Origin of the sequence: Burkholderia sp. Bp8991 (assembly GCF_003853795.1) — a bacterium.
GTDB lineage: Bacteria > Pseudomonadota > Gammaproteobacteria > Burkholderiales > Burkholderiaceae > Burkholderia.
The window spans coordinates 1-18,415 of the sequence record NZ_QTQJ01000015.1 but is presented as its reverse complement, the minus strand read 5'-3'; the positions used below and the strand labels follow the sequence as shown (position 1 = coordinate 18,415).

At 69.0% G+C, this 18,415-nt stretch carries 18 protein-coding genes; 11 read left to right on the top strand and 7 right to left on the bottom strand.

All coding sequences use genetic code 11. The features are described 5' to 3' along the window. The first annotated feature begins 203 nt into the window (after positions 1–203). From DIE02_RS18390 to DIE02_RS18380, 3 genes are all read left to right on the top strand, one after another. Entirely contained in the window at positions 204–1,673 is a 1,470-nt protein-coding gene (locus tag DIE02_RS18390; RefSeq protein WP_185643550.1) for a winged helix-turn-helix domain-containing protein, read from the top strand. A 101-nt stretch (positions 1,674–1,774) separates the two neighbouring features. Continuing rightward, a complete protein-coding gene (locus tag DIE02_RS18385; RefSeq protein WP_124521092.1) occupies positions 1,775–2,146 on the top strand; it encodes a response regulator transcription factor in 372 nt (123 codons plus the stop codon). Positions 2,147–2,246: 100 nt separating this feature from the next. After that, a complete protein-coding gene (locus DIE02_RS18380) occupies positions 2,247–2,921 on the top strand; it encodes a response regulator transcription factor (RefSeq protein ID WP_124521090.1) in 675 nt (224 codons plus the stop codon). Between the two features lie 107 nt (positions 2,922–3,028). Here the strand turns inward: DIE02_RS18380 and DIE02_RS18375 are convergent, their stop codons facing one another. From DIE02_RS18375 to DIE02_RS18365, 3 genes are all read right to left on the bottom strand, one after another. Further along, positions 3,029–4,000: a LysR family transcriptional regulator gene (locus DIE02_RS18375; RefSeq protein WP_124521088.1), complete on the bottom strand. Its 972-nt coding sequence runs from the start codon at positions 3,998–4,000 to the stop codon at positions 3,029–3,031. 138 nt (positions 4,001–4,138) lie between these two features. Then, positions 4,139–5,584: an efflux transporter outer membrane subunit gene (locus DIE02_RS18370; protein ID WP_124521086.1), complete on the bottom strand. Its 1,446-nt coding sequence runs from the start codon at positions 5,582–5,584 to the stop codon at positions 4,139–4,141. After that, positions 5,581–6,609, bottom strand: coding sequence for an HlyD family secretion protein (locus DIE02_RS18365; protein WP_124488012.1), 1,029 nt, complete (start codon positions 6,607–6,609; stop codon positions 5,581–5,583). The genes DIE02_RS18370 and DIE02_RS18365 overlap by 4 nt, the downstream gene beginning before the upstream one ends. Positions 6,610–6,692: 83 nt before the next feature. On the opposite strand from DIE02_RS18365, the gene DIE02_RS18360 reads away from it, so the two are divergent. After that, complete coding sequence (locus DIE02_RS18360; RefSeq protein WP_124529603.1) at positions 6,693–8,279, top strand: MFS transporter; 1,587 nt, start codon at positions 6,693–6,695, stop codon at positions 8,277–8,279. Between the two features lie 130 nt (positions 8,280–8,409). On the opposite strand, the gene DIE02_RS18355 is transcribed toward DIE02_RS18360, so the two are convergent. Then, the gene (locus DIE02_RS18355; RefSeq protein ID WP_185640873.1) at positions 8,410–9,231 is read right to left on the bottom strand and encodes an alpha/beta fold hydrolase; all 822 of its coding nucleotides are present in this window, start codon (positions 9,229–9,231) and stop codon (positions 8,410–8,412) included. A gap of 549 nt (positions 9,232–9,780) precedes the next feature. On the opposite strand from DIE02_RS18355, the gene DIE02_RS18350 reads away from it, so the two are divergent. Then, the gene (locus DIE02_RS18350) at positions 9,781–10,206 is read left to right on the top strand and encodes a DUF3331 domain-containing protein (RefSeq protein WP_124521082.1); all 426 of its coding nucleotides are present in this window, start codon (positions 9,781–9,783) and stop codon (positions 10,204–10,206) included. 67 nt (positions 10,207–10,273) lie between these two features. After that, positions 10,274–11,095: an alpha/beta fold hydrolase gene (locus tag DIE02_RS18345; protein WP_124521080.1), complete on the top strand. Its 822-nt coding sequence runs from the start codon at positions 10,274–10,276 to the stop codon at positions 11,093–11,095. A 49-nt stretch (positions 11,096–11,144) separates the two neighbouring features. On the opposite strand, the gene DIE02_RS18340 is transcribed toward DIE02_RS18345, so the two are convergent. Beyond that, positions 11,145–11,390 carry a hypothetical protein gene (locus tag DIE02_RS18340; protein ID WP_124521078.1) on the bottom strand — a complete coding sequence of 82 codons (246 nt, stop codon included), beginning with the start codon at positions 11,388–11,390 and terminating at the stop codon, positions 11,145–11,147. Between the two features lie 56 nt (positions 11,391–11,446). On the opposite strand from DIE02_RS18340, the gene DIE02_RS18335 reads away from it, so the two are divergent. From DIE02_RS18335 to DIE02_RS18325, 3 genes are all read left to right on the top strand, one after another. Beyond that, the gene (locus DIE02_RS18335) at positions 11,447–11,869 is read left to right on the top strand and encodes a hypothetical protein (protein WP_124521076.1); all 423 of its coding nucleotides are present in this window, start codon (positions 11,447–11,449) and stop codon (positions 11,867–11,869) included. Between the two features lie 192 nt (positions 11,870–12,061). Then, positions 12,062–13,867, top strand: coding sequence for a winged helix-turn-helix domain-containing protein (locus DIE02_RS18330; RefSeq protein ID WP_124529672.1), 1,806 nt, complete (start codon positions 12,062–12,064; stop codon positions 13,865–13,867). A 172-nt stretch (positions 13,868–14,039) separates the two neighbouring features. Then, entirely contained in the window at positions 14,040–15,503 is a 1,464-nt protein-coding gene (locus tag DIE02_RS18325) for a mechanosensitive ion channel family protein (RefSeq protein WP_124529601.1), read from the top strand. Positions 15,504–15,558: 55 nt separating this feature from the next. On the opposite strand, the gene DIE02_RS18320 is transcribed toward DIE02_RS18325, so the two are convergent. Both DIE02_RS18320 and DIE02_RS18315 read right to left on the bottom strand, forming a co-directional pair. Beyond that, positions 15,559–16,467, bottom strand: coding sequence for a LysR family transcriptional regulator (locus DIE02_RS18320; protein WP_124521072.1), 909 nt, complete (start codon positions 16,465–16,467; stop codon positions 15,559–15,561). 222 nt (positions 16,468–16,689) lie between these two features. Then, the gene (locus DIE02_RS18315; RefSeq protein WP_044847129.1) at positions 16,690–16,971 is read right to left on the bottom strand and encodes a XapX domain-containing protein; all 282 of its coding nucleotides are present in this window, start codon (positions 16,969–16,971) and stop codon (positions 16,690–16,692) included. 308 nt (positions 16,972–17,279) lie between these two features. Here DIE02_RS18315 and DIE02_RS18310 point away from each other — a divergent pair, with 308 nt between their 5' ends. After that, positions 17,280–17,966, top strand: a complete 687-nt coding sequence (locus DIE02_RS18310) for a hydrolase (RefSeq protein WP_044847130.1) — start codon at positions 17,280–17,282, stop codon at positions 17,964–17,966. A 170-nt stretch (positions 17,967–18,136) separates the two neighbouring features. Further along, positions 18,137–18,304: a DUF1427 family protein gene (locus DIE02_RS18305; protein WP_044847131.1), complete on the top strand. Its 168-nt coding sequence runs from the start codon at positions 18,137–18,139 to the stop codon at positions 18,302–18,304. The last annotated feature ends 111 nt before the right edge of the window (positions 18,305–18,415 follow it).

Genomic DNA, 18,415 nt, shown 5'->3' with positions numbered 1-18,415 from the left:
GGATTTTGCAGTACCCGCCGCGCCCTTGAGCCCCGGCGGCCGGGGCCGGACTTAAACCTATGGATAATATTCGCGGCGCCGGTTGCGACCTACGATACGGTCACGCCTTCCGGCATGCATCGGCATGGCCGGACGGGCAACCCAGGAGCGCGTCGCCTCGCGAGGCGGCGCGAGGTGGCAGGCAGCATAAGCGAGTGCGGATCATGTACACGTTCGGACGGGTGACGGTTTCCCTTGAATGCCGCGAAGTCTGTGTCGACGGGCAGCCCCGGTATATCGGCGCCCGGGCGTTCGAGATCCTCGAACTGCTGGTGAAGGCGGCCGGCCGGCTCGTGTCGAAGGACGAGATCATGCAGGCCGTGTGGCCGAACACGATCGTGGTCGAGAACAACATCCAGGTCCACGTCTCGACGCTGCGCAAGCTGTTCGGCGGCAAGCACGGGTGGATCCGGACCGAATCGGGCCGCGGCTACCGGCTCGCGCCGCCGGCCGACCATGCGCATGGCGATCGCCCGCCGCTCGCGTTCGACTCGGCAGGCAATGTCCGCGCGAGTGCTACGCCGCGCAAATGTCCGATGATTGGCCGGGAGCAGGAAGCGGCCGAGCTGCACGGGCTGCTCGATCGCGAGGCGCTCGTCACGCTGGTCGGTCCCGGCGGCGTCGGCAAGACGCATCTGGCGCTGGAAGTCGCGACGGCCTGGTCGATGGCGCACGCGATCGAGATGGTCCGGGTCGACCTGGCCGGCCTGCGGGCCGACGCGACCCTGGCGTGCGCGGTGCTGGACGCGTTCGACCTGCCGGGCGGCCCGGGCGCGGGTCCCGCCGACGTCGTCCGGGCGATCGGCGAGCAGCGCGTCGTGCTCGTGTTCGACAACGCCGAGCAGTACGTCGACGAACTGGCCGACCTGAGCGAAGCGATCGCGGACGCGAACCCTGGCGCGATACTCGTCGTGACGAGCCGGGAGCCGTTGCGGGTGGCGGGCGAGCGGGTCTATCGCGTCGGGCCGCTGTCGTTGCCGCCGGCCGGCGCGAACGCCGACGACATCGTCGCGAGCGGCGCGGTCCGGATGTTCCTGGCGCGCGCGCGCGCGATGGGTACGGATCTTCCGGCGGACGCGAAGACGCTCGACGCGATCGCAACCCTCTGCCGCCGCCTGAGCGGCCTGCCGCTCGCGCTCGAGCTCGGCGCGGCCCGTGTCGCGTCGCTCGGCATCCAGGGGCTGGCGGCGGATCTCGACAAGTCGGTGCTGTCGCTGTCCGGCGGCCTGCGCACGGCGCACCCGCGCCAGCAGACACTCAGGGCCACCATCGAGTGGAGCTATCGGCTGCTCGACGACATGGAGCGCACCGTGCTGTGCCGTCTCGCGGTGTTTCCGGATGCGTTCCGGCTCGACGCGGCCTGCGCGCTGGCCGCCTGCAACGAACTGGGTGCGGACGAGGTGCTGGACTGTCTCGTCAGCCTGGCGTCGAAATCGCTGCTGGTCGTTCATTCGGTCGGACTGTCGAAGCGCTACTCGCTGCTCGAGGTCGTGCGCGCGTATGCGCTCGAGAAACTGGCGGAATCGGGCGAAGCCGGGCGTCTCCACGCGCGCCGCGCGTCGTTTGCGGCCGACCCGCACGCGGACGCGCTGCAGCCGGCGCCGGCCGTGCCGGTCGCCGGATCGTGGGCGTGACAGCCGGGCTGCGCGGACCTGGCGCGCAGCGGCGGCGCCTGTCGATGCGGCATGAACCGCACGGCGCTCACCTCGATTGACACCATTTAGGTTTTTATTTCATGGCCCTTGTTTGCATCATCGATGACGATGCGTCGGTCCGAAAGAGTCTTGCCAGCCTGCTGAAATCGGCGGGCCATACCGCATTGCCGTTTGAGTCGGGCGAGGAATTTCTCGCGACCGGCCCGCTGGACGACGCGGCGTGCGTGCTGCTCGACCTGAAGATGAAAGGGATGGGCGGTCTCGACGTCCAGCGCCTGCTGGTGCAGCGCAACGCGGCGCTGCCGGTCATCCTGATGTCGGCGCACGGCGACGACGAGTCGGTCCGCCGGGCGCTCGCGCAAGGCGCGGTCGCGTTCCTGCGCAAGCCGTTTCCATCGGACGACCTGCTCGACCTGATCGATCAGGTCGCATCCGGCTCACCGCCCGCGTGAGCGGCGCGTCCGCCGTCATGCCGCGCGCGCCGGCGTGTCCGCCCAGACTTTTCTCGGTTTATCATTCGATAATGAAGCGGATGCCTACACGAGGAATGCGATGGCGAGCACGCCGAATATGACTTCTGATCGCAACCAGGGCGCGGGGGAACCCGCGCCGGTCGTCTATGTGGTCGACGACGACGAAACGCTGCGGCGCGCGCTGAGCGCGCTGTTGCGCTCGGCGGGATTTCGCGTCGAGACGTTCGCGACGTCGCGCGCGTTCCTCGCATTCGAGCGGCCCGACGTGCCGAGTTGCCTGATCCTCGACCTGCGCCTGGCCGGCGAGAGCGGGCTCGCCGTTCAGGAGGAAGCGGTGCGTGCGGGCCTGAACGTGCCGATCCTGTTCATGACGGGTTACGGCGACGTGGCCACCACCGTCAAGGCCATGAAGGGCGGCGCGCTCGATTTCCTGACGAAACCGTTCGACGACGACACGATGCTCGATGCCGTCGGCCGCGCGCTGGCCCGCGACGGCGAACGCCTCGCGCGCGAGCGTGAGCTGGATGCGGTGCGGCGGGCCTATGCGTCGTTGACGCCGCGCGAACGCGAAGTGATGAGCCAGGTGATCGCGGGCCTGATGAACAAGCAGATCGCGTCGAATCTCGGGCTGCAGGAAATCACGGTGAAGGTGCATCGTGCGCAGGTGATGAAGAAGATGCAGGTCCGCACGCTGCCGGATCTCGTGCGTCGGGCCCAGGCGCTCGGCGTTCGCCCGGTCGGCGCGGGCGGTTGAGCGGGGGGCGACAGAGCAGGCGCCTGAGCAGGCGCGCCGGCCCGTTCGACGCGACGGGATCGGCACGCACGTGCCGGCGCGGCGCCCGATGCCGCGAACGGCGACGTTCATGCGGCCACTTCGCGGTCGGCATCGGCGGCATGCGTGACCGCGCGTGCGTGGTGCCGGGTGGCCGGCCGCGGGTCGCGGCCGCCGTCGAACGCGGCGACGAGATGTTCGGCGAGCGTTCTGACGCGCGCGGGCAGGTTGCGGCGCGAGTGGTAGAGCAGCGATGCGTCGAGATCGCCGACCTGCCAGTCGGGCAGCAGGCGAACGAGTTCGCCGGCGCGCTCGAGCGGCCGCGCGAGATGTTCCGGCAGCACGGCGAAGCCCGCGCCGCGCGTCGTGGCGAGAATCAGCGTGTCGAGACAGTTCGAGCGAATCGCGCCGGCCAGCCGGATCGCGGCGGTCGCGCCCGTGCGCCGGTGCCGCAGCGGCCACATCGAAGCGCCGCTGCCCGGTTTGCCGCCGTGCGCGTCCGTGCGTTCGAGGGCCTGCGGATCGTCGGGTGCGCCGGCAGCGGCGCGAAACCGCGGGCTCGCGTACAGTCCCATCGCAATGCGTCCCAGGCGTCGCTCGACGCAGGTCACGCTCGACGTCCGTTCGGTGACGATCGACAGGTCCGCGGCGCCGCTGAACGCCGCGCTCGGATGATCGACCCAGTCGACGCGGTTACGCACGAGCGGATACCGCCGATTGAAATCGGCGAGTACCGGCACCAGCCGATCGGCGCCGAACAGGTTCGAGACCTCGATCGAGACGTCGCCCTGCACGTCGCTCGCATTGGTGTGACAGCACACGGAAAAATGCTCGTATTGCGCGAGCAACGCGATCGCCTGTTCGAGCACGTCGTGGCCGACGTGGGTCAGCGTCACCTTGCGCGTCGTGCGATGGAACAGCAGCACGCCGAGCGACGTTTCAAGGCACTGGATGGTGCGGCTGATGGACGGCACGCCGAGCCGCAGGGCGTCGGCGGCTTTCGTGAAGCTGCCTTGTTCGGCAACCGTCTTGAGAATCTCGAGCGCTTTCAGGCGATCCATGACACGTCCCGCTGCGGTGAGTGCGTATGGGAGCAATGTATGCGGCGCATCCGCGCGGAACAACACAAAAAACGTTAGTAAAGCTTAAGAGCGGCGTGAAAATGCTGAAGGCCGTTCGTGCGAAACCGGCACGCACGCTCAGTCCGATGCGGAACCGCCCGGCGCGTACGCATCGCCCGTCGCGGCCGACGCCGGCGGCGTCCATCCGCCGCCCAGCGCGCGCACCAGGCCGATCGTCGCGATCGCGAGCGACTGGCGGCTGTGAATCAGCTGGCGTTGCGCGCTCAGTGCATCGCGGTCCGCGTCGATCACCTCGAGATAGCTGACGTAGCCGTGCGCATAACGGCTCAGCGACAACCGCGCGGCCGCCTCGGTCGCGCGCGCCGCGCTGTCGTAGCGCGCGATCCGCTCCTTCTGCGCGGCGATGTCGTTGAGCGCATCCTGAACCTCGCGCAGCGCGCCGAGCGCGGTCGCGCGATAGTTCGCGTCGGCGAGGTCCGCGCCGGCCGTCGCGGCGGCCACCGCGGCGTCGCGCTTGCCGCCGTCGAACAGCGTTTCGGCGACGCTCGCGCCGAGCCCCCACAGCGAACTGTTGCGATCGAGAAACGTGCCGAGATCGCGGCTCGCGAAACCACCCTGCGCGGTCAGCGTCAACGTCGGCAGCCACGCGGTGCGGGCGACGCCGATCTCGAGCGACGCCGCGTCGGCACGGCGCGCGGCCGCGTAGACGTCGGGCCGTTGCGCGAGCAGCGCGGACGGCAGGCCGGGCGGCACGTCCGGCACGCGCACGAGCGATGCGGTGGGCGCGACGGCGAATGTGGTCGGCGACACGCCGGTCAGCACGGCGAGCGCGTCGACGAGGTTCTCGCGCAGCCGGCGGCTGTCCGCGAGATCGGCGCGTGCCGTATCGAGGTCGGCCGACGCGCGCAGCGCGTCGAGATCGCTCGCCGCGCCGGCCCGCACGCGCGCGGCGATCACGTCGAGCGCGGTGCGGCGCAGCTCGATCGCGCGCGCGAGCGTCGCGAGATCCTGTTCGACGAAATGGAGCGTCAGGTAGTCGGCCGCGACGTCGGTCGCCACGCGCAGGCGCACCGCCGCGCGATCCGCGTCCGCCTGCAGCACGTTCTGCCGGCCGATCTCGGCGTCGCCGCGCAGGCGGCCCCACAGATCGACTTCGTAGCTCGCGGTGAACGGCACCGACCAGTTGTGCATCGTGCGTTTCGGCAATGCGTTGTCGACCGTGCCCGACACGCGCGAGCGGCTGAACGACGGCGCGACACCGACGGTGGGCGCCAGCGCGGCTTCGCGCACGCCGAGCAGCGCCTGCGCCTGGTCGACGCGCGCCGCGGCGGCGCGGAGGTCGGGATTGCCGGCGAGCGCGGCGTCGACGAGCGTGACGAGCGGCGGCGCGCCGAACCATGCGGGCCACTCGGCGAGCGGCGCGGCGGGTGGGTTCGCCGCATCCGCATGGCGGAACGGGGCCGGTCCGACCGCTACGGGCGCAAGCGGCCGCGGCGCGATCGTGCATGCGCTCAGCAGGCAGGCGGCGAACACGGCGGCGAACGGGGCGGCGATGCGGATCATGGCTGCGCGCGCTCGGGTTGCAGCGTGACGACGACCGACAGGCCGGGCCGGATGCGCGGCTCGGTCACCGCTTGCCCGTCGAGCAGGATCTTCACGGGCACCCGCTGCGTGACCTTCGTGAAGTTGCCGGTCGCGTTGTCGGGCGGCAGCAGCGAAAACTGCCCGCCGGTCGCGGGCGACAGGCTGTCGACGTGGCCGCTGAAGGTCCGCTCCGGCAGCGCGTCGAAGCGCAATTGCACGGCGTCGCCGGTGCGCACGTGCCGCAGCTGGGTTTCGCGGAAGTTCGCGACCACCCACGGGTGCGGCTCGACGAGCGTGAGCAGCGCTTGGCCGGGCGCGACGTGCTCGCCGGTCTCGACGGTCTTCTTGCCGACATAACCGTCAGACGGCGCGACGACGGTCGTGTATTGCAACTGGAGTTCCGCGTCGCGCAATTCGGCGTCGTTCTGGTTCGACACGGCGGCCGCCGCCTGCCACGCGGCCTGCGCGCTGCGCCATTGCGCGTCGGCCGCGTCGATGCGCGCGCGGGCGGACTTGCGTGCCGCGTTGGCCGCATCGAATTCCTGCTGCGACAGCCCGCGCGGCGTTTCGCGGGTCAGCTCGCGGGCCCGCGCGTAATCGAGCTCGGCTTTCTCGGCATCCGCATGCGCCGACACGCGCGTCGCGTCGGCCTGCTCGACCAGCGCCTTCGCGCGGCTCGCATCGGCGTGGGCCTGCGCGACGCGCGCCCGCTGCAGCGCGACGCGCACGTCGAAATCGCGCGGGTCGAGCCGCACGAGCGGCTCGCCCGCATGCACGAACCGGTTGTCGTCCACCAGCACGCGCTCGACCGTGCCGGCCACGCGCGGCGAGATTACGTGCAGATGGCCGGTCACGTACGCGTCGTCGGTGCCGCGTTCGTGCGCATCGTATTCGTAGACCAGCAGCGCGACGAGCAGCAGCGCGCCGGCGGCGATCAGCACGACCGGCCACTTGCGCGAACGCGCGGCGGGAACGGACGGCGAGTCCGGCGGGTTCGGGGTCATGGTCGGGATACTCCATCGTACGGACGACTTTCTTCGTATCGCGCTATGCTTGCGCGAGCCTCATATGCGGGAGCCGCTCGACGATGAACACCACGTTCGCCCCCGGTGGCGCGACACCGGGGCCGGCCGCCGCGCCGGCCGCCGACATACCGACGTTTCGCTCGATCGCCGCGATCGCGTCCGTGCTGCTCGGCGCGATCATCGCGACGCTGACGTCGCGCATCACGTCGCTCGGCCTCGCCGACGTGCGCGGCGCGCTCGGCGTCGGGTTCGACGAAGGCGCGTGGATCAACACGGCGTTCACCGCGTCGCAGATGTTCGTCGGCCCGCTCGCGATCGCGGCGGCCTTCGTGTTCGGCACGCGCCGCGTGCTGCTGGCGGGCGCCTCGGTGTTTCTCGTCGTCGAAACCGTGCTGCCGCTGTGCACGAACTTCGGCACCTTCATCGCGTTCCAGAGCCTCGCCGGCTTCGCGTCCGGCGTGTTCGTGCCGCTGACCGTCGGGTTCGTCGTGCGCACGCTGCCGCCGCGGCTGATCCCGTTCGGCATCGCCGCGTATGCGATGAACCTCGAGATGTCGCTGAACCTGTCCGCGACGCTCGAAGGCTGGTACAGCGAACACCTGAGCTGGCGCTGGCTGTTCTGGCAGAACGCGCTGCTGACGATGCCGTTCATCGTCTGCCTGTTGCTGTCGCTGTCGAACGAGCCGGTCAAGCGCTTCACATCCGGCCTCGACGCGCGCGGCATGCTGCTCGGCGCCGGCGGGTTCGCGTGCCTGTGCATCGCGCTCGACCAGGGCGAACGGCTGTTCTGGTTCCAGTCGCCGCTGATCGTCGCGCTGCTGTGCATCGGCATCCTGATGATTGCCGCATTCCTGATCCACGAACTCACGTCCCGGCAGGCCGGGCTCGATCTCGGCTACCTCGCGCTGCCCAACGTCGCGTTGCTGATCCTGCTCGTCGGGCTCGTGCGCTTCACCGTGCTCAACACGAGCTTCATTCCGTCGGTGTTTCTCGCGAGCACCTACGGGCTTCGCCCGCTGCAGATCGGCGATACGCTGCGCTGGATCGCGATTCCGCAACTGCTGTTCGCGCCGTGCGTCGCGTGGCTGCTGCAGCGCGTCGATCCGCGCCGGCTGATCGTGGCCGGTTTCCTGATGGTGGCGGTCGCGTTCGCGCTCGGCGCGCGTCTCACGCCCGCGTGGGCCGAGCCGGACTTCATCCCGTCGCAACTGCTCCAGGCGCTGGGGCAGACGATGGCGCTCACGTCGGTCATCTTCTTCTTCGGCAAGCATGTGACGGCCGAGCACGCGCTGACGTTCGGCGCCGTCGTGCAGACGACGCGCCTGCTGAGCGGGCAGCTCGGCACGACGTCGATCGCGGTGATCCAGCGCATCATGGAGGCTACCCATTCGAATCTCGTCGGTCTGCATGTCACGCTGTCTGATCCGCAAACGCTCGCGCGGCTGCGGGCTGGCGCGGCGTCGCTCGTGTCGCACGGCGCCACCTTCGCCACGGGCGACCAGGCGACCTATGCGCTGCTCGACCGGGCGGTCCGGGTCCAGGCGACCACGCTCGCGCTCGCGGACAATTTCCGGGTCGCGATGGCGTTCGCCGTCGCGGGGGTGTTGATCGGCATCCTGCTCAGGCCGGCGCGCGCGCCGTCGCCATGAGCCCCCGGCATCGCGCAGCGACGATCTTAGCGATCGCGCTCCCCGCGACGGAATCGCGTCGGCCTGAAAATTCCTGAATCTTCCTGAAGGGCGCGCCGGCGCCAGGGCCGCGCGCGCCGTGCCGCAGCGCTTACGCCTTCAGGAACGCGAGCAGTTCGGCATTGATCAGGTCGGCGTTGACGACGCACATCCCGTGCGCGCCGCCGGGGATCACCTTCAGCTGCGCGTGCTTCACGATCTTCGCGGACAGGCGCGCCGAATCGTCGATCGGCACGATCTGGTCGTCGTCGCCGTGCAGGATCAGCGTCGGCACGTCGATCTTCTTCAGGTCCTCGGTGTAGTCGACCTCGGAGAATTCCCTGACGCACTGATACTGGCCGTACACGCCGCCCATCATGCCTTGCGCCCAGAACGCGTCGATCGTGCCTTGCGACACCTTGACGTTCGGCCGGTTGAAGCCGAAGAACGGCACCGCGAGATCCTTGTAGAACTGCGAACGGTTCTCGGCGACGTTCTTGCGGATGCCGTCGAACACGTCCATCGGCAGGCCGCCCGGATTCGACGCCGATTTCACCATCTGCGGCGGCACCGCGCCGATCAGCACGGCCTTCGCCACGCGCTTCGTGCCGTGCCGGCCGATGTAGTGCGCGACTTCGCCGCCGCCGGTGGAATGGCCGACGAGCGTGGCCTCGCGCAGGTCGAGCGCATTCATCAGCGCCGCCAGGTCGTCGGCGTACGTGTCCATGTCGTTGCCTTGCGACGGCTGGCTCGAGCGGCCGTGACCGCGCCGGTCGTGCGCGATCACGCGGTAACCGTGCTGCACGAGGAACAGCATCTGCGCGTCCCACGCATCGGCGCACAGCGGCCAGCCGTGCGAGAACACGACCGGACGGCCGCTGCCCCAGTCCTTGAAGTAAATCTGCGTACCGTCTTTGGTGGTGATCGTGTTCATCGCATGGGCTCCTTGATGGGCGGAAGCGGCGTGTTTGGGGGCGGCGGCGGCAGCGGCCGGCAGCGCGGCAGCGGCAACGGCGGTCGCGCCGGCCAGCAGCATGTCTCGGCGGCGCGCCGAGGGAATGGCGTCGTGATCTGCGGGACGCATGAGGACTCCTTGAACGTGCGGTGCAATGGTGCCGCGTTGGATTTGAAGGGTTTCGGATCTGCCCGCGAGCGGCGCTCGCGCGGGCGGCCGGCGCGTTCGCGTTCGCGCGCCGGCAGGCACGCAAGGGCACGAACGAACGCCGACAGGAGGCTATCCCGCGACCGCGCGGCGCGTACTGAAATCGTGCTGAATTGTCATGAACGCGGCCGCCGCGCGCCACGCGAGCGCGCCCGCCAGAAAAATTAAGCCCGGCGTAAAGACTCTTCAGCGGCGGCCCGTTATCGTCGGCATCAGGTCATCCCGTCGCGGGTCTTGCCGGTTCGCGGCGGCGGATGACGCATCGCGATGCGTGCGGGTGCGAGACATCCGGCCCGTCGCCACTTGCCCGGATACGCCGCCATGGACGCCTTCAATCGCTGGGAACACGTGATGACGCTGCTCGACCCGTCGGCCGCCGCGCGCCGCCACGCGCCGCCGCCACTTCGCGATCCGGACGCCGCGTGCCGTCGCCACCGCGACGAAGTGCCGGCCGCGTCGAGCGGCGGCATGCGCCGCCGGTGCGCGATCGTCGCGGCCGAGCGGCAGACCGATTCGTCGGTCCTGATATCGTGGAGCGATCCCACGCGCTTTCGCTACGACGAGCAGCGCTGGATCAGCGCCAAGTCGCGCGGTCTCGGACGCTGCGCGCTGACCGGCATCACGATCCGTGCCGGCGACGCGATCTACAAGCCGCAATGGCGCGGCGCGAAGCGCCCGGCGAACTATCGGGACGTGATCCTCACGTCCGAGCTGAACCGCTTCATCGCCAGGCTGTCGCGGTCATGACGCGGCACCCCGCGCGCCGTCCGTCGGCACCGGCCGGCGGCCGCCTGATCACCACCGAGGAATCCGCATGAGCACGTTCACGACACGCGACGGCGTTTCGATTTACTACAAGGACTGGGGCGCCGGCCGCCCGGTCGTGTTCATTCACGGCTGGCCGCTGAATGCGGACATGTGGGACGTCCAGATGCATCATCTCGCGTCGCACGGCATGCGCTGCATCGCCTACGACCGGCGCGGCTTCGGCCGCTCCGGCCAGCCGTGGACGGGTTACGACTACGACACGCTGGCCGACGATCTCGCGACGCTGATCGAAACGCTCGGGCTGCGCGACGTGACGCTCGTCGGCTTTTCGATGGGCGGCGGCGAGGTGGCGCGCTACATCGGCCGGCACGGTACGCGGCACATCGCGAAAGCCGTGCTGATCGGCGCGGTGACGCCGCTGGTCGCGCGCCGCGACGATCATCCCGACGGTGTCGACGTCGCCGTGTTCGACGGCATTCGCTCGGGCATCGTCGCGGATCGCGCGGCGTTCCTCGAAAACTTCTGGCCGCTGTTCACCGGTTCGAACCGGCCCGCGTCGACGATCTCGCGCGCGGCGCTCGACTGGACCACGTTCATGGCGTTGCAGGCCGGGTTGAAGGGCACGCTCGATTGCGTCGGGGCGTTTTCCGAAACCGATTTCAGGGCGGATCTCGACCGGTTCGACGTGCCGACGCTCGTGATTCACGGCGACGACGACCAGACGGTGCCGCTCGCGCTGACGGGCGCCGCGACCGCGAAGCGCGTGCCGCGCGCGACGCTGAGTGTCTACGAGGGCGGGCCGCACGCGCTGTATCTGACGCACGCGCAACGCCTGAACGACGAACTGCTGGCGTTCGTCCGCGCGTGATGCGGCGGCGGAGCGACGCGGCGCGGCGGACACGGCCGGCCGCTCGCGCTCACTCCGCCCATTTCGACCCGAGCACCAGGCCGCAGAAATTCGTCCGACGATAGTCCGGGTCGCAGCGCTCGAGCACGTCGGCGACGACGTTGCCGAACGCGATTTCGGGGCGATGCGCGGTGCCCGCGGCGTATGCCTCGAGGAACGACGCCTTGAAGCGTGGGCTCCGCCCGTGGCCACGCCTGCACGATCTCGTCGCGTTTTGGCGTGTTTTGGCGCGGCCCACTTCGTCGAAACGCAGCACAAAGAGATCCGCTTCGACCCCGCGCCGAGTAATGCCGTCGGTGGTGTCATGTACGGATGAATGCCGACAGCCGCGTGCAGCGCAATCGCGCGCCATACCGCGGCCCCGTCTTCGGCGGCGACGCCGTGTCCGCCGGGAAAGAGAAACGCGTGCGTGACGTTCGCGCCGTCGCTTTCGTCGCGCCGGCGCCTGTGCCGCTGGCCTTCCGTCGGCCCGATGCGATGGAACAACGCGGCGGCGTACAGCAATTCGGCATCGAATGCGATGCCGCGGCGCATACCGATGATCGATGCAAATGCGAACACGCGCATCGCATGCAGGAACAAAAGTTTTTTCCCGCAACCTCGGCGCAATTCATTCAAATCGCCACGGCAAGTGATTCGTGCAAAAGCAAATCAGGAATGGCGGCGCTTTTATCACACCAAACGGGTTCATTGGTGAATCGCTGTTTCGCCTGTTGCCGGCGCCGGAAGCCGTGATGCGCGGCGCTGGACGAGGTGCAGCGCGAATACCGGCCTGCGGCGGCCATTCGCGGTTGTCGTCGATTCAAAAAATTTGCTCTTTGGCTTCTAATAATTTGAATCAATGGATGCTTAAAATGCCGTAGCATCTGCATCACCGGTGTCATTTCCGACAGGGCATCGATGAATGGAAAGCGATTAAGAATTCAAATGATCCGGATTGGAACACTTCACGTTTTCCTCGACAGGCGTGAAATTCGCTCGAACGGCAAACTGCTGCGAATCGGCAGTCGCGCATTCGAAATTCTCGAACTCCTGATTCGGGCGAACGGTGCGTTGGTATCGAAAGACGAGATCATGCAGCGCGTGTGGCCGCACACGGTCGTGGAGGAAAACAACCTGCAGGTGCATGTCGCCGCGTTGCGCAAGGCGCTCGCCGACAACCGGAACCTGATCATCACGGTGCCGGGGCGCGGCTACCGGCTGGTCGGCGGGCAAGCGCAGGCACAGGCGCCGGCCGCGGCGCCCGTGCGTCCCGCGACATCGCGGCTGGCGCCCGCGCCGACCGCACTCATCGGCCGCGAGCAGACGGTCGCGGACGTCCTCGCGGCGCTCGACACCGCGCGCGTCGTGACGCTGGTTGGTGCGGGCGGCATCGGCAAGACGCGGGTGGCGCTCGAAGCGGCCATGCGGGCCGAAGCGCGCTTTCCGGATGGCGCCGCGTTCGTATCGCTGGCCACGGTGGCGTGCCCGCACTTCGTGCCCGACGCGCTGGCCGGCGCGTTCGGCCTCGTGCACCCGGCCGGGTCGCTGACGCTCGAAGCGGTGCTCGCCAGCGTCGCGCATCGGCGGATGTTGCTCGTGCTCGACAATTGCGAACACCTGCTCGATGCCGCCGCGCGGATCGCGACCGCGCTCACCGAGTCGGATGCCGGTTTGTGCGTCCTGGCGACCAGCCGCGAGGCGCTGCGGATCCAGGGCGAGCGGCTGTGTCCGGTTCCGCCACTCGAGGTACCCGCCGAGGGCGCGGACGAACGCGAGACCGCGGGCGCGAGCGCGGTGCAGCTGTTCTCGGCGCGCGCCCGCGCCGCCGACCCGCGCTTTCCGCTCGACGAACGCTGCCTGGCGCTGATGGCGTCGGTCTGCCGGCGTCTCGATGGGCTGCCGCTCGCGATCGAGCTGGCCGCGGCCCGCGCAGCCGTGCTCGGCATCGACGTGCTGGCCGCGCATCTCGACGACCATTTCCGGCTGCTGACCGGCGGCTTTCGCACGGCGTTGCCGCGTCATCAGACACTGCAGGCGATGTACGACTGGAGCTACCGCCTGCTCGACGACGCGGAGCGCCTGCTGCTGCGCTGGCTCGGCGTGTTCCGCGACAGCTTCTCGATCGACGCGGTGCGCGACATCGTCGGAACGAAGGGGCTCGTCGACACGGCGCTGCTCGACGCGATCGCGGGCCTTGTGTCGAAATCGCTGCTGAGCCTCGAGAGCGCGCATGGCGCGCCGCGCTACCGGCTGTTGACGACGACGCGCGCGTACGCGCTGCAGCAGCTCGAGACCAACGGCGAATGCGCGGCCGCGGCGCTCGCGCACGCGCGCTACTTCCTGGCGCTGTTCCGGCGTGCGCCCGGTAGCGACGACGGGCAGCTCGCCGAATCGCGGCTCGACGTGATCCGGCGCGAACTCGGCAATCTACGCGCGGCGCTCGACTGGGCGTTTTCACCGAACGGCGACGCGCGGGTCGGCATCGCGCTGGCCGCGGTCGCGGTGCCCTGCCTGTTCGACCTGTCGCTCGTGGACGAGTGTCGCGAACGGGCGCGCGCGGCGCTCGACGCGATGCGCGATCTCGACGACACGCCCGCGTGCGCCGACGCGCGCGTGCGGCTGCTGGCCGCGTATGCGGCCGCGCTCGCGCACACGTCGGGGCCGACGCAGATCGCGCACGACGCATGGTCGGCGGTGCACGCGCTCGGGTTCGAGGCGGGCGAGGTCGAACTGCCGCCGCGCGACGCGTAGCGCGGCGCGCCGACCGCGCATTCAGAACGTTTCAGGCCGAACACAGGACCCGGCCGGCCGGCGCGTCTACATTGCATGCGCGGGGACTGTCCGCTCATCGCTGTCGCGACGCCACCGACTGCCGGCGCAGGGTCCCCGCCCGTCGCGAAGCACGCCCTCAGCCCATTCCAGCATGCCGAACCTGTCCGTCACGGTCGCTTACGGCGCGCCGATCGTTCTTGCCGACCTGATCGCCTGGCGGCTGCTCGGGCGCGGCCGTTCGACGACGAAAGCCGTGTGGCGCTGCGCATCGTTCGCAGCGTTGACCTACGTGCTGTTCTCGACCGGCGTGAGCCCGCTCGCGGTGCCGGCGTCGCCCGACCGGTTCGACCGGCTCGCGATCCAGGTGATCGGCGTCGCATGGTGGCTGCAGTGCGCGCTGGTGTTCAGCCTGATGCTCGATCATCTGCTGCTGCCGCGCGCATGGCGCAACCAGCGGCTGTTCCACGATATCGCCGCGGGCGCCGTGTTCGGTGCGGCCGCCGTCGCCGCGCTGGGCTACGTGCTGGGGCTGCCGCTCAGCGGCGTGGTCGCGACGTCGGGGGCGGTCGCCGTCATCCTCGGGCTCGCGGTCCAGAACACGCTGAACGACGTGTTCTCGGGCCTGGTGCTGAATACCACGCAGCCGTTTCGTCTCGGCGACACGGTGGCGATCGGCGCGCTGGAAGGGCGCGTCGTCGAAAGCAACTGGCGCGCGACCAAGCTGATCGACAGCCTCGGCAACCTGGTCGTCGTGCCGAACAGCGTCGCGGCCAAGGCGGCGATCGTCAACCTGAGCGAACCGGCGAACGTGTACGGCGTGACGCTGACGATCGAGCTCGACCCGCAAGCGCGGCCCGCGGTCGTCGTCGATGCGCTCGCGCATGCCGCGGCCAGTTCGCTGGACGTGCTCGCCAGCCCGGCGCCGATCCCGGTTGTCAAGGCGTTCAGGACCAACTCGATCGAATACGAACTCGTCTGTTACGTCGACTCGCTGCAGAAAAAGATCGACGTCCGCAACCGGCTCTACGATCTGGCCCACCGGCATCTGGCTGCCGCGGACGTCGCGCTGCGCCCGCTGACGGGCGCACCGGCGGCACCCGGTCCGGCGTCGCGCGGGCAACGCCTGCTGCGCGCGGTCGAGCTGTTCAGGCAGCTCGACGACGCGGACCTGGCGATACTGGCCGATGCGCTCGCGTCACGCGTGTTCAACAAGGGCGAGGTGATCTACGCGTCGAACTCCGACGCGCGCCTGCTGACGATCGTCGCGGCCGGCGTCGCGGCGGTGTTCGTGCCCGGCGCGACGGGCGACACGGAAGTCAGGCGGATGGCGCCCGGCGACGCGATCGGCCAGTCCGTCGTGCTCGCCGGCACGCAGCTGCATGCGAGCGTCTACGCGGTGACGGCCGTGACGGCCTATCAGCTGAGCAGTCGCGACCTGTCGCCGCTGCTCGCGAGGAAGCCCGAACTGGGGCGGCTGATGTGCGAATCGCTCACCGAGCACATCGCGACCGAGGAGAAGATGCGGATGCCGCCGGCCGCGAGCGCGCATGCGTCGTTCAACCTGATCGAGTGGCTCGAGAAGGAGATGAAGCGCCTGCACGATTCGTTCGGCTGACGCGGCGGGCGGCGGGCGGCGGGCAATGGTGGTCGCGGCCGCGAAGAGAGCGGGCTCAGGCGAGCGCGGTGAACCGGTCGACGAGATCCGGGCGGTCGAGTTGTTCGACCCACCAGTGCAGCGCGCGTCCGGCCTCGTCGCCGCGCCACGCGAGGTAGCACTGGGTCGTGTCGCGCATGCCGGTCACCTGGCGTGCGACCAGCTTGCCTTGCGCGATCGCGCGTGCCGCGATGCAGTCGGGGAGCGTGCCCACCGCGAGTCCTTCGCACTGCGCGGCCAGTTTGGCGGCGAGGGTGGGGACGGCGAGATACGGCTGCCCCGCGTCGATGGCGACCGAACGCGGCGGCAGCTCGCGGGACGTATCCGAGATCGCCGCGCCGCGATGGGCGACGACCGATGCCAGCGACAGCGGTTCCGGCAGCGCCGCGAGCGGATGGGTGGGGGCGACGGCGAACACGTGCCTGAGCGTGCCGATCGGCCGTGCCACGATGTCCGGCAGCTCGGGCGGCTCGCCCGTGGCGCCGACGACGAGATCCGCGCGGCGCGAAATCAGTGCATCCCAGGTGCCGCCGAGCACTTCGGTGGACAGTCGCAGCCGCGTGTCCATCTCGAGACCATAGAACGTGTGCACGTACGGCCACATCGCCTCGAACGGCAGGATCTCGTCGACACAGATCCGGACCTCGGTTTCCCAGCCCTGCTGCGCACGCTGCGCCTTGCGTTCGAGCTGTTCGGCGGCATGCAGCAGCCGGCGGCCCTCTTCGACGACCACGCGCCCCGCGTGCGTGAGTTTCGCGCGGCGTCCGCTGCGGTCGAACAGCGCGACGTCGAGGTCGCTTTCGAGCTTTTGTACGAGGTAAGTCAGCGCGGACGGCACGCGGTGCAGCAGCTCGGCGGCTTCGGCGAACGTGCCGGTGCGGTCGATCGCGTCCAGTGCTTCGAGCGCTTCGAATGACAGCTTCATGGCGAATTCCACGGAGGGACGTCGGGCTGCCATGTTAGCGTCAAGCGCCGCTCGATCCAATACCGTTCAGGACGATCCATCGCGCGGCCGGGCGGCGGGACGCAACGGCATGGCGCGGGCCAGGCCGCGTGGCACCACCGTGATCGAAGGAACACGACGGCATGGCGATGCCCGCGGACGGGCATGGCTGCATCCGGTCAACGGGCGTGCGTCACGTCGGCGTCACGTCGGCGTCGAATCGCGGCGCGTCGCGGCGGTGTCGGGTGCGTGGGCACCGGGCAGCGCACCGAACATGTGCTGGCTGCACTTCGCATCGCGCCACGCGGTGCCGAGCCGGATACCGCTGAACATCCGCCGCGCGACCGGCAGGATCTGTTCGCCGGCCAGGATGCCCAGCAGGCCGACGAGCGCGACGATCGGCGGCGCCGGCGACGGCACGCCGATCAGCGCATAGACGATACCGGCGAGGAGGCCGGCGAACAGCGAGGCGGTGTACGGTTTCATGGGATCCGGGTGAAATGGCGGCCGTGTAAAAAATACGGATAACTACCGATCCGGCGTCGCTTCGGCAGTCCGCGACCAGCCTATCAGGTCTTCGCGTTCACCATGGTTCGGTTCAACGAAATTCAGATCTTTTAAGCCTGAGCGTCGCGGCCCGCGCGAATCAGAATGATTAATTGGCGTGATCGGGAATTTGCGTATTGAATGATGCCGGCTGGCTGTCGAATCTCCCGGCACAGCGTATTGGCTGCCTCCCGCATGGGTCGGCGAGGCAGGCCGCATTTTTCTCCGCGTCAAAGGACATCACCGCCATGAGCAACCCGAAGCTTGAAGTACTCACTCCGCACAACAGCCAGCTGATCTTCATCGACCAGCAGCCGCAGATGGCGTTCGGCGTGCAGTCGATCGATCGCCAGACGCTGAAGAACAACGTCGTCGGCCTCGCGAAGGCCGCGAAGGTATTCAACATCCCGACCACGATCACGACCGTCGAAAGCGACAGCTTTTCGGGCCACACGTATCCCGAGCTGCTCGACGTGTTCCCGAACCAGAAGACGCTCGAACGCACGTCGATGAACTCGTGGGACGACCAGAAGGTGCGCGACGCGCTCGCCGCGAACGGCCGCAAGAAGGTGGTCGTCTCGGGCCTGTGGACCGAAGTCTGCAACACGACGTTCGCGCTGTGCGCGATGCTCGAAGGCGACTACGAGATCTACATGGTCGCCGACGCATCGGGCGGCACGACGCAGGCCGCGCACGATTTCGCGATGCAGCGCATGGTGCAGGCCGGCGTGGTGCCCGTCACGTGGCAGCAGGTCCTGCTCGAATGGCAGCGCGACTGGGCGCACCGCGAGACGTACGACGCCGTGATGGCGATCGCGAAGGAGCATTCGGGCGCGTACGGCATGGGCGTCGACTACGCGTACACGATGGTCCACAAGGCACCGCAGCGCACCGCGACGCCGCACGAGTCGATCCCGGCCGTTCCGGCGAAGTAAGCGCGGACGGTCTGCGACCGTCGATGCCGGTGCGGCGGGTTCGATGTGAACGCGCCGCGCCGGCTCCGTTGCCGCGGACGGCGGACCGTGAACGAATCACGGATGCCGTCCGCGGCATGTTGGCCGGGACATCAGGACCTGCTCTCCAACCAGTCCGAGAAATTGATCGTATGGAACCCTATCTGGTTTCCCTTGGTGCGGGCTTGCTGATCGGTGTCATTTACAGCGCCATCAAGGTGCGCTCCCCGGCACCGCCGCTGATTGCCCTTGTCGGCTTGCTCGGCATGGTGATCGGCGTGCAGGCCATCCCCACCCTCAAACAGCTCTTTGGCTTCTGATCGAAGCGAGGTGATGCATATGACCGCAACCGGGACTCAACCGGATCTGATCCTCCACAACGGACGATTCACGACCCTCGACCGCGCGAACCCCGTCGCGACTTCCGTCGC